Source organism: Streptomyces sp. A1136 (genome assembly GCF_004795055.1).
In the GTDB taxonomy this organism is placed as follows: domain Bacteria; phylum Actinomycetota; class Actinomycetes; order Streptomycetales; family Streptomycetaceae; genus Streptomyces.
The window spans coordinates 15,447-30,277 of sequence record NZ_SSBJ01000008.1 but is presented as its reverse complement, the minus strand read 5'-3'; the positions used below and the strand labels follow the sequence as shown (position 1 = coordinate 30,277).

13 protein-coding genes are annotated in these 14,831 nt (G+C 75.8%); 2 read left to right on the top strand and 11 right to left on the bottom strand.

The genetic code is table 11. The features are described from left to right. The gene (locus E6R62_RS09950) at positions 1-747 is read right to left on the bottom strand and encodes an SDR family oxidoreductase (protein ID WP_136212993.1); all 747 of its coding nucleotides are present in this window, start codon (positions 745-747) and stop codon (positions 1-3) included. Positions 748-1,321: 574 nt separating this feature from the next. Here E6R62_RS09950 and E6R62_RS09945 point away from each other — a divergent pair. Continuing rightward, entirely contained in the window at positions 1,322-2,620 is a 1,299-nt protein-coding gene (locus tag E6R62_RS09945) for an MFS transporter (protein ID WP_240801596.1), read from the top strand. A gap of 41 nt (positions 2,621-2,661) precedes the next feature. Here the strand turns inward: E6R62_RS09945 and E6R62_RS09940 are convergent, their stop codons facing one another. The 10 genes from E6R62_RS09940 to E6R62_RS09895 all read right to left on the bottom strand — a co-directional run bounded on the left by E6R62_RS09940 (position 2,662) and on the right by E6R62_RS09895 (position 13,584). After that, positions 2,662-3,678, bottom strand: a complete 1,017-nt coding sequence (locus E6R62_RS09940) for a glycosyltransferase family 9 protein (RefSeq protein WP_136212992.1) — start codon at positions 3,676-3,678, stop codon at positions 2,662-2,664. Positions 3,679-3,705: 27 nt separating this feature from the next. Continuing rightward, the gene (locus E6R62_RS09935; protein WP_136212991.1) at positions 3,706-5,109 is read right to left on the bottom strand and encodes a PfkB family carbohydrate kinase; all 1,404 of its coding nucleotides are present in this window, start codon (positions 5,107-5,109) and stop codon (positions 3,706-3,708) included. After that, positions 5,106-5,789, bottom strand: a complete 684-nt coding sequence (locus tag E6R62_RS09930) for an SIS domain-containing protein (protein WP_136212990.1) — start codon at positions 5,787-5,789, stop codon at positions 5,106-5,108. The genes E6R62_RS09935 and E6R62_RS09930 overlap by 4 nt, the downstream gene beginning before the upstream one ends. Positions 5,790-5,883: 94 nt before the next feature. Continuing rightward, the gene (locus E6R62_RS09925; RefSeq protein WP_136212989.1) at positions 5,884-7,143 is read right to left on the bottom strand and encodes a glycosyltransferase; all 1,260 of its coding nucleotides are present in this window, start codon (positions 7,141-7,143) and stop codon (positions 5,884-5,886) included. Further along, positions 7,140-8,105, bottom strand: coding sequence for a glycosyltransferase (locus tag E6R62_RS09920; RefSeq protein ID WP_136212988.1), 966 nt, complete (start codon positions 8,103-8,105; stop codon positions 7,140-7,142). The genes E6R62_RS09925 and E6R62_RS09920 overlap by 4 nt, the downstream gene beginning before the upstream one ends. Continuing rightward, on the bottom strand, positions 8,102-9,181 hold the full coding sequence (locus tag E6R62_RS09915; protein ID WP_136212987.1) for a glycosyltransferase family 9 protein: 1,080 nt from the start codon (positions 9,179-9,181) through the stop codon (positions 8,102-8,104). Before E6R62_RS09915 ends, E6R62_RS09920 begins: the two co-directional genes overlap by 4 nt. Continuing rightward, the gene (locus E6R62_RS09910) at positions 9,178-9,813 is read right to left on the bottom strand and encodes an HAD-IIIA family hydrolase (protein WP_136212986.1); all 636 of its coding nucleotides are present in this window, start codon (positions 9,811-9,813) and stop codon (positions 9,178-9,180) included. The genes E6R62_RS09915 and E6R62_RS09910 overlap by 4 nt, the downstream gene beginning before the upstream one ends. After that, complete coding sequence (locus tag E6R62_RS09905; RefSeq protein ID WP_136212985.1) at positions 9,810-10,886, bottom strand: glycosyltransferase family 2 protein; 1,077 nt, start codon at positions 10,884-10,886, stop codon at positions 9,810-9,812. The genes E6R62_RS09910 and E6R62_RS09905 overlap by 4 nt, the downstream gene beginning before the upstream one ends. Further along, complete coding sequence (locus E6R62_RS09900) at positions 10,883-12,559, bottom strand: carbamoyltransferase C-terminal domain-containing protein (protein WP_136212984.1); 1,677 nt, start codon at positions 12,557-12,559, stop codon at positions 10,883-10,885. The genes E6R62_RS09905 and E6R62_RS09900 overlap by 4 nt, the downstream gene beginning before the upstream one ends. A 62-nt stretch (positions 12,560-12,621) precedes the next feature. Then, a complete protein-coding gene (locus E6R62_RS09895) occupies positions 12,622-13,584 on the bottom strand; it encodes a UDP-glucuronic acid decarboxylase family protein (protein ID WP_136212983.1) in 963 nt (320 codons plus the stop codon). A gap of 268 nt (positions 13,585-13,852) precedes the next feature. On the opposite strand from E6R62_RS09895, the gene E6R62_RS09890 reads away from it, so the two are divergent. Next, positions 13,853-14,830: an SDR family NAD(P)-dependent oxidoreductase gene (locus E6R62_RS09890; protein WP_136212982.1), complete on the top strand. Its 978-nt coding sequence runs from the start codon at positions 13,853-13,855 to the stop codon at positions 14,828-14,830. Position 14,831 lies beyond the last annotated feature (1 nt).

Here is a 14,831-nt window from a genome sequence, read left to right as displayed (position 1 = left end):
TCACGGCCACGACGGCTCCTTGCGCGGCACCACCACGACCTCGGACACCACGCTGCCGGTCGGCGCCGACAAGGCGTACAACACGGTGTCGGCGACCACGTCCGGGCTCTGCAGCATCGACACGTCCGCCTCGGGGAAGCGCTCCATGATGAACGGGGTCTCCATCCCGCCCGCGATGACCCCCGTGACGCCGATCCCCGTACAGTCCCGCTGCGCCTCCTTGAAGAGGGTGTGCGTGAACGCCCGCAGTCCCGACTTGCTCGCCGAGTACGGTCCCGCCTCGGTCCAGGTGCGGTTGGAGGCGGTGGAGAGGATGTTGACGATGTGGCCGCCGCCCCGGGCGACCATGCGCCGGTAGACCTCCAGGCACAGGTACACGGGCCCGAGCAGGTTCGTCGTGACGACCCGGGTCACCTCTTGCGCCGTCAGGTGCTCGATCGGTTTGGAGACGTCCACGGCGGCGTTGTTCACCAGGATGTCCAGCGGCTGCCCGTCCTCGTCGAGATCACGGAAGACCCTCGCCACGGCCGCCGGGTCACACACGTCCAGCTCGACGAACCGGGCCTCGCCCCCGGCCACCATCAGATCGGCGCACAGCTCCTGCGCCAGGTCCTTGCGTACGTCCGCCACCACGACGGAGGCCCCCGCCGCCGACAGACGGCGCGCGATCGAGGCGCCCAGCCCGCGGGCCCCGCCCGTCACGAGCGCCCGCTTGCCGTGTAGATCGACCTGTACCCGACTCTCCATCTCCTGCCCTTCCTCGCACCCGGCCGGGGGACCGGTCGCGCTAGGTGAGCGGCCGGTCGCCTCTCGTCTCCACTGTGGGTGCGACCCTCCCGACGGGCACGCCGGACTACGCCGCCTGCGGACGTCGCCCCGGTGAGCCACGCCACAGCCCGAGGCCGCCCTCGCGGCAGCGCCGGTTCCTGTGATGAAACCCACCAGAAGTCCAAGAGCCCCACGGGCCAAGGGATTCGGCCGGGGACCACGGGCATGGGAGACGGCTCACACCCCTGCGGGGGTTTTCGTCTGCCACGATATTTCGCCGGGACACCACCGCCGGCGCGCAGCACCGCCCGGTCCGGTACGTCGGCCGCGCGGCTCGCGCGGACCCCGCCCGACCCGCCGCCCCCGGCCACCGCCACACCGGCCAAGTCCTCCCGGCCACTCCACCCCAGCCTGCCGAGCCCCGGGCTGCTCCCCGAAGAAAACGACTGTGCCCTCCTCGACGCCCCTCATGGCCGGCCCCCGCCCCGCGCCGCCCGCCGTTGCCGTCCCCTCCGCCTCCCGCTCCCCGTGGCGTTCCCTGCGCCACCGCGGCATGCGCTGGTGGTCGGTCGCCAACTTCGTCTCCAACGCCGGGACGTGGATGCAGCTGACGGTCCAGAACCTGCTCGTGCTCCACATCACCGGCTCCGCGGCCGCCACGGGACTGTCCATGTCCGTCCAGGCGGCCCCCGGCCTGCTGATGGGGCTGGCCGGCGGCGCCGCCGTGGACCGCTGGCCCCGCAAGCTGACCGCCGCCGTCAGCCAGGCACTGCTGGGAGCCGTCGCCTTCCTCACCGCGTTCCTCGTCGCGTTCGACCAGCTCGACCTGGCCGTCCTCATGGTGCTCGCCGCCACCACCGGCATCATCGCCACCGTCGACGGCCCTGCCTGTGCCCTGCTCGGCAACGACCTGGTCCCCACCGAGGACGTGCCCTCCGCCATCGGTGTCGGTTCCCTCGTGCACAACGCCGGAAGGCTGGCGGGGGCCGCCCTCGCCGGTGTGATCGTCGCCTTCCTCGGCACCGGCGCCGCCTACGCCGCCAACGGTGTCTCCTTCCTCTTCGTCGCAGCCGTCATCCCCTTCCTCAAGGCCGCCCGGCAGACCGAACCCGCCGCGCCGAGCGCCGCCGAGCGGGCCGCCACACCGCGTGCGGGGACCGCGGAGCGCCCGAAAGCCGCGGAGCGTGAGGACGCCGCCGAGGGCATGAGCGCCCGCGACGGCCTGGTCTTCTTCCTGCGCCGCCCCCGGCTGGTCGCCCTCGCGGCCGTCAGCGGCCTCAGCGCCCTGCTGGGACGCAACTACGGTCTGACCCTCGTCGTGCTCGTCACCGGACCGCTCGCGGGCGACGCCGCGGCCTTCGGCACGGTCTCCACGGTCCTGGCCGTCGGCGGCATCCTCGGCGCCGTGCTCGGCGCCCGGTTGCGCAAGCCCACCGTGCGTTTCGTCGGCGTACTGGCCGCCGCCGGGGCGCTGCTCCAGGTCCTCGCCGGGCTGTCGCCCTCGCTCACCGTTCTGCTGGTCCTGGTCCTTCCGATGGCCGTGGCCGAGTCGGTCTCGGAGACGGCCGGCACCACCGTCCTGCAAACCGATCCGCCCGCCCACATGCGCGGGCGCGTGCTGGGCGTCTGGAGCACCGTGAAGACCCTCTGGGGCCTCGCGGCGCCCCCCACGCTCGGCCTGCTGATGGAGTGGGCCGGGGTGCGCGGCGCCCTGGTCGCGGGCGGACTGGTCGTGTTCGCCGTACTGACCTCGGGCCTGCTGCTGCGCGGCCGGCGCGACGCACCGGTGGTCGTCCCCGCGCCCGCCGCGGGGCTCACGCCCCTCCGGTCCGCTCTGCGGGCCGCTGCCTGACCGCGGGGCGGGCGGCCCGGCGCCGGCGCGCGACCGGCGGGTCAGCGGGCGGGCGCGGTCGTCGGCAGGCCCCGTACCGCCTCGACGACCTCCTCCACGGTGATCCGAAGCAGCCGGGGATCGGGCAGCGAGCCGTGCGCGTCGCCCGGCCGCAGCGCGTCCTCGCCCGGCCCGCGGTGCCACAGGACGCGGTGCCGGGTGCCGTGGGGCGGTCCCCACAGCCGGGGCGCCACGGGCCCGAACAGCACCACGGATGGAGTCCCGAGGGCCGTCGCGAGGTGCGCGAGTCCCGTGTCCCCCACCACCACGCAGCGCGCCGCCGACACGAGTGCGCACAACGTCGCGAACGGTACGTCGCCGCTGCCGCCGAACACCGCCCCGGGCGGCAGGCCCGCCTCCGCCGCCACCCGCCCGGCCAGCCGCGCCTCGCCCGCGCCCGCCGTCACCACGACCTCCTCGCCGCAGGCCCGCAGGGTGCGCGCCACGGACGCGAACCGCTCCAGGGGCCAGCGCCGGGCCCCGGCGTCCGCCCCGGGATGGACGACGACGGCGCCGGGGGCCGGTGACGGCTCGTCCGGGGCGGGGATGCGCAGGTCCTCGGGATCGGCCCGGACCCCGTACCAGCCCAGGAGCCGGCACCAGCGCTCCCGCTCGTGTTCGTCCGCCAACCACTCGGGGCCCTCGATGTCCGGGGTCTCGGGATGCCGGTAGGCGAACAGCCGCCGCGGCCCCAGACGCTGGAGCAGCAGGTGGCTCGGCGGCCCGTTGCCGTGCAGGTCCACGGCCAGTTCCGGCGGCGGACCCTCCCACGGCAGCGCGGCGGGCACCGCCCGGCCGGGCGCGGAGGCGGGCAGCAGCCGGTCCACCAGACCGGTGGCGGCGGCGGCCTGCGCCAACCGGGCGGGCGCGGCCAGCACGACGTCCCGGCCGGGCAGGGCCGCGCGCAGCGCGCGCAGCGAGGGCACGGCGGTCAGCAGGTCTCCGAGCCCCAGCGCCCGCAACACCAGCACCGAGGGGCGGGGCGGGTTCCCGGGGGCGTCGCGTCGGTGGTGGCTCATGGGACCTCCCGGAGTAGCGGGCGCACGTCAGGGCGTCGTCGGGGCCGCGGGCGCGGCGGCGCGGGCGGCGCGGTGGGCGAGGGTGGTGGTGGAACGACCGTCGAGGTACGGCAGGACCACCGCCTGGCCGCCCCACTGCCGCAGCACCTCCGCCTCCGGGAGCTCCCCGGCGGAGTAGTCGCCGCCCTTGACCCACACGTCGGGTCGCAGCCGGTTCAGCAGTCGGGCCGGGGTGTCCTCCCCGAACGGCGCGACGGCGTCGACGCTGCCGAGCGCCTCCAGCACCCGCACCCGGTCCGCGAGCGGGTTCAACGGCCGCCCGGGCCCCTTCAGCCGGCCCAGCGAGGCGTCGTTGTTGACGCACACGATCAGGCAGTCCCCGATCCGCCGGGCGCTTTCCAGCAGCCCCACGTGCCCGGCGTGCAGCAGGTCGAAGCAACCGCCCGTGGCCACCACCGTGCCGCCGCGCGCCCGGACGTCCCGAGCCAGCGCGAAGGGGTCCCGCTCCCGAGCCGGTCGCGGGGCCGCGGGGGAGCCGCCGCCGCGCCACAGCAGGCGGTTGCCCGCCCCGCCGGCCGCGACGAAGGCGGCCGCCTCGGCCACCCCCCGCTCCACCGCCTCCTCCGGCAGTGCCCCGTCGGCCAGCGCCGCCGCCGTCGCGGCGGCGAAGCAGTCGCCCGCCCCGCACGGGTCGCCCTCGGCGCGGTACGGCGCGGGGACCAGCATCGGCGTCTGCTCACCGGCCCGCGTCAGCAGCACGCCGCGCTCGCCCAGGGTCACCGCCACCGCGGCGGCCCGCCACCGGTCCGCCAGTTCGGCGCCCCGCTCCGCGTACGCCCGCAGGGAGACGCCCTCCACACCGCTGAGCGCCCGTGTCTCCGCCGCGTTGGGCGTCACCAGTCGGGCCCCGACCACCGGGTCGTCGCCCTTGGGGTGTGGGTCCCAAACCAGCGGCACCCTCGGGGCCACCGCCTCCAGAGCCCCCCGCACGGCGCGCGCCGTCAGCCGCCCGTAGTCGGCCACCAGTACCGTCCCGGCCTGCTCCAGGGCCTCCCGTACCGCGCGGGCCGGGGAACCGGGGGTGCCTCCGCCGCGGTCGATGCGGACCAGGGGCCGCCCGCCCGCCAGGACCCGGGTCTTGACCGGGAGGTCGCCTTCGAGCGGGATCTCCACCACCCGGACCCGCCCGCGCAGCGCGGCCCGTACGGTCTCACTGGCCTCGTCGTCACCCAACGCGGTGACCAGGACCACCTCCCGGCCTCCCCGGGCCGCCAGGACGGCCGCGAGCCCCGCGCCGCCGGGCCTGCGCCGCTCGCCCGTGACGTCGACGACCGGCGCGGGGGCGTCGGGGGACAGACGGGTGGAGACGCCCTCGATGTCCTCGTCCAGCAGGACGTCGCCCACCACCACGAGCGGTGCGTTTCCGGTCACGGCAGCCGCCGGAAGACGGGGACCGCCCCGGACCGCTTCGGCGCCGAGGCGCGGTCGCGCACCTCGCGCCCTCGGCTCACCGGACGGGCGGCGCCGGGGGTGGCGGCGGCGGAGTCGAAGGCCTCGCACAGCAGGTGCACGGCCACCAGGTGGGTCTCCTGCACGGTGGCGGTGGCGGGCGCGTCGACGTGCAGCGCCTCGTGGGCGGCCTCCGCCAGCGGGTTCGGCCCCGGGCCGGTCATCGCCCACACCTCCATCCCCGCGGTCCGACCCGCGATGGCGGCGGAGATCAGGTTGGGGCTGCGGCCCGAGGTGGACAGCAGCACCAGGACGTCACCCGGACGGCCGTGCGCCGCCACCTGGCGGGCGAACACCTGGTCGAACCCGTAGTCGTTGCCGATCGCGGTGAGGCTGGAGGTCTCGGCGTGCAGCGCGATGGCGGAGTAGGCCGGCCGTTCCTGCCGGTAGCGGCCCACCAGTTCGGCGGTCAGGTGCTGGGCCTGGGCGGCGCTGCCGCCGTTGCCGGCGGCCAGCAGCCGGCCACCGGCGGGCAGCACGGCCGCGAGCCGCGCGCCCCAGTCGCCGAGCCGGCCGAGGCCGTGGTCGCGCAGCCGGTCCAGGGCGTCCTGGAGCGACTGGCAGTGCCGGTGAGCGCCGTCGAGTGCGAAGTGATCGGTCATGGCGGCCGGGCGCCGGCCGGGCCATGGGGCCGCGGCCGTACCCGTCCCTCCTTCGGTAGTCGGTGGTGCCCGGTGGGGTCCGGAGGATGGGTTGTCAGCGGGCTCCCGCCACCGCCGTGCGCGCGCCGAGCACCGAGCGGTACGCCGTCTCGGTGGCCCCAGCGACGTTCGCCCAGCCGTACCGGCTCAGTACGCGGCGCCGGCCCGCGGCCCCGTACGCCTCCCGCAGGGCGGGATCGGCGAGCAGTTCGCCGACGGCGGCGCCGAGCGCATCGGCGTCGCCGGGCGGTACCAGCCGGCCGGTGACCCGGTCGGCGACGGTGTCGGCCTGCCCGCCGACCGCGCTGGCGACGACCGCCTTGCCGCAGGCCATCGCCTCCAGCGGAACGATCCCGAAGGGTTCGTAGTCCGCCGGGCAGAGCACCACGTCGGCGCTGCGCAGCAGGGCCGGTACATCGGCGCCGGCCACTGCGCCGGTGAAGCGGACCCGGTCGGCGACGCCGGCGGCCCGCGCCAGGTCCCGCAGTCGGCGTGTCTCCGGATACGCGTCGATCCGCTCCGGCGGGGGACCGCCCGCCACGACGAGTTCCGCGTCGGGCAGCGCGGCCAGGGCGGCGATCGCGACGGCGGCGCCCTTGCGGGGGACCAGCCGACCCAATTGGAGCAGCCGGTGGCGGTACGGACCGCGTTCGGCGATCGGCCCCTCGGGGGAGAACTCCTCGGTGTCCACCCCGCAGGGCACGACGTCGACCTTCTCGGTCGGCACCCCCATGCCGGCGAGCTCCATGACCTCGTCGCGGCAGGTGGCGACCACCCGGTCACAGCCGAGCCCCACCTGCACCTCGCACGGGATGCGGGCCGGCGGACTGGTGTCGGCGTGCCCCTGGTGGCGCCGCTTGACCGTGCCCAGCGCGTGGTAGGTGTGCAGCAGCGGCAGCCGCAACTCGCGCGCGACCTGGAGCGAGGCGAGCCCTGACATCCAGAAGTGGGAGTGCACCACGTCGGGCCCCCGCTCCTGCCATTGCAGGGCCAGGTAGCGGGCGAACTCCAGCATGTGCGGCAGCAGTTCGTCCTTGGGCAGTTGCTCCGCCGGCCCGGCCGGCACGTGGTGGACCAGTACGCCCGGGCGCAACGGCTTGGTGACCGGGAGGTCCCTGGAGTCCCAGCGGGTGTACACGGTCACGCGGTGGCCCCGGTCGGCGAGCGCCCCCGCCAGCCGGGCGACGTGTACGTTCTGACCCCCCGCGTCGACTCCGCCGAGGGCGGCCAGCGGACTGGCGTGCTCGGACACCAGGGCGATGGACAGGCTCCTGCCGGCGGGGCGGGTGACAAAGGGGCTCCGTCGCGCCGTCATGAGCAGACCTCCGTCATCACGCGCTCCCAGTCGGCGAGGAAGCGTTTGAGTCCGTACCGTTCCAAAACGGCTTGGCGGGCCCGCGCGCCGTCCTCGGCCGCGGCCTGCGGATCCTCCCGGTAGAGCCGGGCGGCGCGCGCCAGCACCTCGGGGCGGGTCGACAGCGTCCCGGTGCCGGCCGGGACCGCCTCCACCGCCTCGGTCGTGGCCAGGGCGACGACCGGCATGCCCAGGTGCATGGCCTCCAGGAGGGACAGCCCCAGCGAGGTCCAGCGCACCGGGTGGATGTACATCCGCCGCGCGGCCATCGCCTCGTGCAGGGCCCGTTGCGGCAGATCGGCGCTGCGGCAGCGGTCCGCCGGCACGCCCAGGTGTTCGGCCAGGCCCTCGGTCCGCATGCCGAACACGTCGAGCGGTACGGCTTCGCCGAGGGCGGCCAGCAGGTCCGTCCCGGTGTACCGGCCCCTGCGGACGGGGTCGTTGACGACGACGGCGGCCCGGGGGAGGTGGCCCGAGTACAGGTGTCCCGGGTCGACGACGCCGTGTTCGATCACCTCGGTCCGGGTGGAGCCGTTGTCCCAGAACAGCCGGTTGAAGTGCGTGACGTGGACGAGGACCAGGTCGTCGCGGTCGGCGAAGGGGTGCCGGGTGAGGGGGACGTCCCCGTCGGGCGCGTTGTGCTCCAGGTAGACGGCGGGCACGTCCCGGCCCGGACGGCGCCCGCCCGACCACCGCTCGGCCAGCTCCGCCTCGTGCGGGCGTTGGAGGACGACCAGGTCGATGGGCGTCTCGCGCAGCTCCCCGGGTGTCACCTCCCTGACCGAATCCGGCCACGAGAAGGTACGGGCGCGCCCCAGGCCGTCCGGATCGCGTTCCGGCGTGACGGGCACCAGATACGTGTGCGGCCCCTGGACGAAGGCAGTGGTCCAGGACCCGTGTACGTGCCACAGCAGGATGTTCATACCCTCGCTCCTCGCTCCGTCTCGGATGAGCCGCCCGGCCGGGCCGGTTCGGTACCCAGTGCGGTTCCGCCTCCCAGCGTCGCCACCGCCGCCAGCACCTCCACGTCGCCCACCCCGTCCAGGCACGGGTGGCCCTCCACCGGGCATCGGCGGGCCCTGGTCCGCGCGCAGCGGGCCTCCTGGTCGCCGAGCAGCACGTGCGGCACTCCGTACGGACGCCAGCGCTCGGCGGGGACCACCGGCGCGAACAGACAGGCGACGGGGGTGCCCGTCGCCGCGGCGAGGTGCGCGGGACCGGTGTTGCCGGTGAGTACGACCCGGGCGCCCGCGAGGACGCCCGCCAGCTCCGCCAGGTCGGCGGTGACCCCGCCGAGGTCCAGCGCGTGGTCGCCCGCCACCCGGGCGGTCAGGTCCTGCTCGGCGCGACTGCCGGTGACCACCAGCCGGTAGCCCGCCGCACTGAGCGCCTCGGCCGCGCGCGCCGCCCGCGGGGCGGTCCAGGCGCGCGCCGGGGCGGCCGCCCCCGGATGCAGCACCACGTACGGCTGCGACCCGGTCAGGTGCGTGGTGTCGGGCGGGGTGCGCACGCGCAGCGCCCCGTCGTCGCCGCGCGGCAGCGAGAACCCGCAGTCCCGGGCCAGGTCCAGCGCGGCCCACGCCTCGTGCCGGTGCGGCAGGCGCCGGTGACGCAGGTCGAGCAGGGACCCGGGATAGTCCTCGCAGTCGGCGGCGGCCCAGGGCACCCCCGCCAGTTTCAACAGCAGGGCCGCCGGCAGCGGGCTCTGGTGGTAGGACACGAGGATCAACGCCCGGTCGAACCGGGCCGCCCCGATCGCCTCCAGCAGCCCCGCGCACTCCGGGTAGGAGGCCGGGGCGGGCTCCAGCCCCACCCAGGGCGCGTCGTACACGAGCACGTCGTCCACCCCGGGCAGGAGTCGGGCGGCCGGCTCGCCGAGCGGCCCGCAGAGCATCGCGGTGTACGAGGAGCCCGCGGCGACCGCCCGGACCGCCGGGCCGGCCAGCAGCACGTCGCCCGCGCTGTCCAGCCGTACCACCAGCGTGCGGGGGCCGTTCACGGGGCGCTCCGCGGACTCGTGGCCGCCACCGCCGGGGTACGGTCCCCCAGCACCAGCCGGACCGCCGCGAGGAGGTCCGCCGCCGTCTCACCGGCCGCCAGGACCTCCTCCGGCAGGGTCCGCCCGGTCGGTACGAGCACGCCCCGGGCGCCGGCGGCGCGCGCGGCCTCCACATCGGCCCCGATGTCCCCGATGACCACGGTCCGCTCGGGGGGCACCCCGAGGTACCGGCAGGCGGCGAACACCAGGCCCGGAGCGGGCTTGCGGCAGCCGCAGGCGTCGCGCGGCCCGTGCGGGCACACCGCCCACACCGCGAACGGTCCGAACAGCCCGTCGACCCGTTCGCGCACGGCCAGCACCTGGGAGCGCGACAACAGGCCGCGGGCGACACCCGACTGGTTGCTCACGACCCCCACCGGGATGCCCAGGGCGCGTACGGCGGCCACGGCCTCGCGTGCCGAGGGCATCGGCGTCACCCGCCTCGGGTCACCGTTGTAGGGCACGTCGGCCACCAGGGTGCCGTCCCGGTCGAACAACACCGCCCGGGGCAGCTCCGGGTCGGCCCCGTGGTCCGACCGGATCCGGGGGGACGCTTCGAACAGCCAGGGACCGGGCGGGAGCGGCCGGGTCATCGCGTCACCGGTTCCCGGACCGGGGTGCGCGGCGTCCGCGCGGGCGCCGCCTCCGGCCGGGGGCGCCACGGCAGCGCCCGGCGGTGGCGGACCTGCCCGCGCAGCCAGTGCCAGGTGGCGACCGGCGGGATCAGCACGCTGGTCACCGCCATGGACAGCACCTCCTGCCGGGTGCGGGGCCCCGGTGCGATCCGCGCCCCCGCGAACTCGGCCGTACCCGCCAGCCACCCGGTCGCGCACGCGACGGCGGCGCCGCGTCTGCCGAGGACGGCGCAGGACACCGCCCCGGCCGCCGCGCCGGTCACCAGCAGGTGGCGCGGCAGCCGGCCCCGGGGCGCGCTCGCCCGGCTCCACCACCCGCCGCCGTGCAGTCGGTTCATCAGGACGTCGTCGGCGTTCCCGGCCTGCTGGCGTACGGAGACCCAGCGGTCGGTCGGGCGCACCGGATGGGTGGTGCGGCGCAGGCCCTCGTCCAGGCTCCAGCCGGCGTCCAGGACCCGCAGCGCCAGATCGGCGTCCTCGCGGAAGGCCCGTCGGAACCGTTCGTCGAACCCGCCGACCGCTTCCAGGACTTCCGGCCGGTAGGCCATGTCGGCGGTGATCCAGCGCGCGGTGGCCAGCCCGGCCGTGCCGCGCTCCCAGTCGGTGGGGCGGCGCTCGCCCGGCAGCGGCACCGCTATCCGGGCGGAGATCCCGCCGGTCCGCTCGGATGCCGCGGCGAGGTCGCCGGCCAACTCCTCGCCCCATTCGGGTCCGGGCAGCACGTCGTCGTCGAGGAAGACGATCCAGTGGGCGACGCCGCCCACCTCGCGGCGGCCGGTGTTGCGCGCGGCGGCGGGCCCGCGGCCCCCGCCGGGCACCGTCACCGTCACGCCGCGCAGTGCGTCGGGGACCTCGACGGGCAGGGGTGTCCCGCCGGCGCGTGGCTGGTCGTCCACGAGGACGACCCGGACCGGCTTGGGCCCGGTGGAGGCGGCCAGCGCGGCCAGGCACCGGCTCAGGCTCGGGCGGCCCAGGGTCGGTACCACCACGGCGTACGGCGGGGCCGTGCGGGGAGGGGCGTACGCGGTCATCGGGACCAACCTTCTTCGTCGGAGCGGTCGTCGGTGCGGAAGAACGAACCGCGCCGGATCGCGTACGGTCCGATCGCGAGGAGGTCGACGGGTGAGGAACCGAAGCACTCCAGCGCGTCGCGCGGATCGTCCACCATGGGCCGACCGGCCGTGTTCAGGCTGGTGTTGACCACCACCGGCACCCCGGTGAGCCGCTCGAAGTGGCCCAGCATCCGGGCCACCAGAGGCTCGGAGGCCGGGTCGACGGTCTGGATGCGGGCGGTGCCGTCGACGTGCACGACGGCGGGAATCCGCTCCCGCCACTCGGGCGCCACGTCGTGCACGAACAGCATGTACGGGCTGGGGACGGGCCCGGTGAAGATGGCGGCGGCGCGGTCGGCGAGCACCATCGGCGCCACCGGCCGGAACTGCTCGCGCCCCTTCACGTCGTTGAGCCGCTCCAGGTTGCCCGCGTGCCCCGGGTGGGCGAGCAGCGAGCGATGCCCCAGAGCCCGCGGTCCGTACTCCGAACGCCCCTGGAACCAGGCGACGATCGCGTTGTCGGCGAGGGCCCGGGCGACCGTCTCGGCGATGTCCGGGGGGCGTTCGAAGGGCACGGCGGCCGTCTTGAGCCAGGCGCCGAGCTCGGCGTCGGACCAGTCGCGTCCCAGGTCGGCGCCGGTCATCGGCTCCGGGTCGTCCCCGGCGCCCGCGGCCAGCAGCAGGGCGCCGCCGAGCGCGGTCCCCGCGTCACCGGCGGCCGGCTGCACCCACACCCGGGAGAAGGGCCCCTCACGGGCGATCCGGGAGTTGGCGACGCAGTTCAGCGCGACACCGCCGGCCAGGGTCAGGAGGCTGTCGTGGGTCCTGCCGTGCAGCCAGCGCGCCAGGTCGAGCAGCGTCTCCTCCAGTACGGCCTGCGCACTGGCGGCGACATCGGCGTGGTCGCGCGTCCACGCCTCCTCGGGCCCGCGGGGGGAGCACAGCTCGTGCCAGGGGACCCCGGCCGCGTGGAACCCGCCGTCGCCGGTCGGGTACACGTGACGGCGCAGCTCCGCCAGCATCCGCGGGGTGCCGTGCGAGGCGAGGGCCATGACCTTGAACTCGTCGGAGGAGCGAAGGAACCCCAGATGGGCGGTGAGTTCCTCGTACACCAGGCCCAGGGAGTGCGGGAGTTCCTGGGAGTGCAGGGGCTCCAGCCGGTCGTGGACGCGGCGGGCCGCGAGGTGCGAGGCCCGCTCGCCGCGCCCGTCCAGGACCAGTACCGAGGAGGTGTCGGCCCCGGCGGCGGCGAACGCGGCGGACGCGGCGTGCGCCATGTGGTGCGGCACGAAACGCACGAGGGCCGGGTCCAGCCCCGGCAGGGCGCCGCGCAGGAAGTTCGGCGCCTCGCGGGCGTAGGTCAGCCGCAGGTGGTCCCAGGGGTCGTCCAGGCCCATCTCCCCGGCGGGTCGGGCGAGGTCCGGGTCGAAGGAGTAGGCCACGGCGTCGAGGTCCTGGGGGCGCAGACCGGCCCGGTGTAGGCACCAGGAAGCGGCCTGTACGGGAAGTTCCCAGGCGGAGAAGGGCACCGGACGCTTGCCGTGCTTCCGTCGGGAGAAACGTTCCTCCTCGGCGGCGGCGACGATGTGGCCGTCGATGACGAGCGCGGCGGCGGGGTCGTGGAAGAGGGCGTTGATTCCGAGAATGCGCATGTCTGGCGGGCCTTTCGGCGGAGGGAACGGCGCGGGGACGGACGGGCCCTGGCGCTCGGGCGTCAGCCGTCCGGCTGGGCCCGGAACCAGGCGATGGTGCGCCGCAGCCCGTCCTCGGCGGCCACCCGCGGCTCCCACTGGAGCTTGTCGCGGGCCAGCGTGATGTCGGGGCAGCGCACGCTCGGGTCGTCCGTGGGCCGTTCGATGAAGCGGATCTCGGAATCGGAGCCGGTGAGTTCGATGATCACCCGGGCCAGTTCCAGCATCGTGATCTCGGTCGGATTGCCGATGTTGACGGGGCCCCGCATGCCGTGGGCCGCCATCGCGAGGATGCCCGCCACCGTGTCGTCCACGTAACACAGCGAGCGGGTCTGCAACCCGTCACCGGTGACCGTGAGCGGCTCGCCCGCCAGGGCCTGGCGGATGAAGGTGGGCACGGCCCGACCGTCGTAACCGCGCATCCGGGGCCCGTAGGTGTTGAACAGCCGCACGATCGCGGTGTCCGTCCCGTGGAAACCGGCCTCGGCGGTCGTGAGCGCCTCGCCGAAACGCTTCGCCTCGTCGTACACGCTCCGCGGCCCGACGGGGTTGACGTTGCCCCAGTAGCGCTCGTTCTGCGGGTGTTCCTGCGGATCGCCGTACACCTCGGAGGTGGACGCGAGCAGGAAGCGCGCCTCGGACCGGTGGGCGAGTTCGAGGGCGTTGCGGGTGCCGAGGCTGCCCGCCTCCATGGTGTGCAGCGGCAGCCGCAGGTAGTCCGCCGGCGAGGCGGGCGACGCCAGGTGCAGCACGAGGTCCGGCGGGCGGGGCACCGTGAACGGCTCGGAGACGTTGGCCCGGCACAGGGTGAAGCCCGGCCTGCCGGTCAGGGCGGCGATGTTCTCCGGCCGACCGGTGCTGAAGTCGTCCACGCACGTCACGTCCGTGCCCTCGTCCAGTAGCGCGGCGCACAGGTGTGAACCCACGAAACCGGCGCCGCCGGTGACGACGGCGTGCTCCCAGCGTTGTTTCGAGACGGCGCTCATCGAAGGTCTCCTCTGGCAGGTGGGTCCGGCTCTTCCACCCCGCCGTGCCGGCAGGTGGGCGACTCCCTCAGCGGTCCCGCACCGTGCGGCGGGCGGCTGGAGCCCCGGGAATGGCAACAGCCTCCACCGGCCGGGAGGACGGGGCATTCGGAAGCACTGCATTCCGGTGAACCACGGAGCGTGAGGACGAGGGCCGCCGGGCCCGGCCCGACGCCACGCGGGCCGCCTTCCGGGGCATGAATCCGCCGGTACCGGTGAGACGCCCGGTGTGAGGCTGGAGAACCGTGTCGTCGTCATCACGGGGGCGTCCAGCGGCATAGGCCGCGCCACGGCCCTGGCCTGTGCCCGGCATGGCGCGCAGGTGGTCCTCGCCGCCCGCAGCGCCGGGGAACTCGACCGTGTGGCGCGGCTGTGCGGGCGCCGCGGGGGACAGGCGCTGGCCGTCCCCACCGACGTCACCGACCCCGAGGCCGTGACCGCCCTGGCCGCGGCCGCCACCGCCCGCTTCGGCCGGATCGACGTCTGGGCCAACGTGGCCGGAGTGGGCATCCTCGGCCGGTTCGACCAGACTCCGCCGGCCGACCTGCGCCGTCTCCTCGACGTCAACGTCATCGGCGCCGTCAACGGGGCCAGGGCCGCGGTGCCCGTCATGCGCCGGCAGGGCGAAGGGGTCCTCATCGACGTCGCCTCCATGCTCGGAGCGGTGGTGCAGGCGCCGTACATGTCCGGGTACGCGATGTCCAAGGCGGCCCTCGTGACCTTCGACGAAGGGCTGCGCGCCGAACTGGCGCTGATGGGGGCGGACGGCATCCACGTGTGCACGGCGCTCCCCGCCGGCGTGGACACCCCCTTCTTCCGCCACGCGGCCAACCACACCGGCCGCGAACTGCGCTCCCTGCCGCCCGTGGCGACGCCCGAGCGGGTCGCCCGCGCCCTCACCTCCGCGATGCGCCACCCCAGGCCGCGCGTGCTGGTGGGGCCCTATGCCAGGTCCCTGGCGGCCGCCCACGCCCTCGCCCCGGGTCTGACCCGCGCGGCGCTCGCCCGGCGCACCGAGCACGCGTACCTCGGCCGGGCCGGGACCGCGCCGGACGGGACGGGCAACCTGCGCGAGCCGTCCGGGGGGAGCTCGGCGGTTCGGGGCGGACGGCGCAGCGGGACGCGTACGGCGGCCCGCAGGACGGCGGCCGCCGCCGCCGGCTGCGCCGCCCTGCTCGGGGCCCGCGCCGTCGTCGGACGCCGGTGAA

Bases quoted from the DNA above. Each gene is read 5' to 3' on its own strand.
- E6R62_RS09950 (WP_136212993.1), bottom strand. From the start codon at position 747: ATGGAGAGTCGGGTACAGGTCGATCTACACGGCAAGCGGGCGCTCGTG.
- E6R62_RS09945 (WP_240801596.1), top strand. From the start codon at position 1,322: ATGCGCTGGTGGTCGGTCGCCAACTTCGTCTCCAACGCCGGGACGTGG.
- E6R62_RS09940 (WP_136212992.1), bottom strand. From the start codon at position 3,678: ATGAGCCACCACCGACGCGACGCCCCCGGGAACCCGCCCCGCCCCTCG.
- E6R62_RS09930 (WP_136212990.1), bottom strand. From the start codon at position 5,789: ATGACCGATCACTTCGCACTCGACGGCGCTCACCGGCACTGCCAGTCG.
- E6R62_RS09925 (WP_136212989.1), bottom strand. From the start codon at position 7,143: ATGACGGCGCGACGGAGCCCCTTTGTCACCCGCCCCGCCGGCAGGAGC.
- E6R62_RS09920 (WP_136212988.1), bottom strand. From the start codon at position 8,105: ATGAACATCCTGCTGTGGCACGTACACGGGTCCTGGACCACTGCCTTC.
- E6R62_RS09910 (WP_136212986.1), bottom strand. From the start codon at position 9,813: ATGACCCGGCCGCTCCCGCCCGGTCCCTGGCTGTTCGAAGCGTCCCCC.
- E6R62_RS09905 (WP_136212985.1), bottom strand. From the start codon at position 10,886: ATGACCGCGTACGCCCCTCCCCGCACGGCCCCGCCGTACGCCGTGGTG.
- E6R62_RS09900 (WP_136212984.1), bottom strand. From the start codon at position 12,559: ATGCGCATTCTCGGAATCAACGCCCTCTTCCACGACCCCGCCGCCGCG.
- E6R62_RS09895 (WP_136212983.1), bottom strand. From the start codon at position 13,584: ATGAGCGCCGTCTCGAAACAACGCTGGGAGCACGCCGTCGTCACCGGC.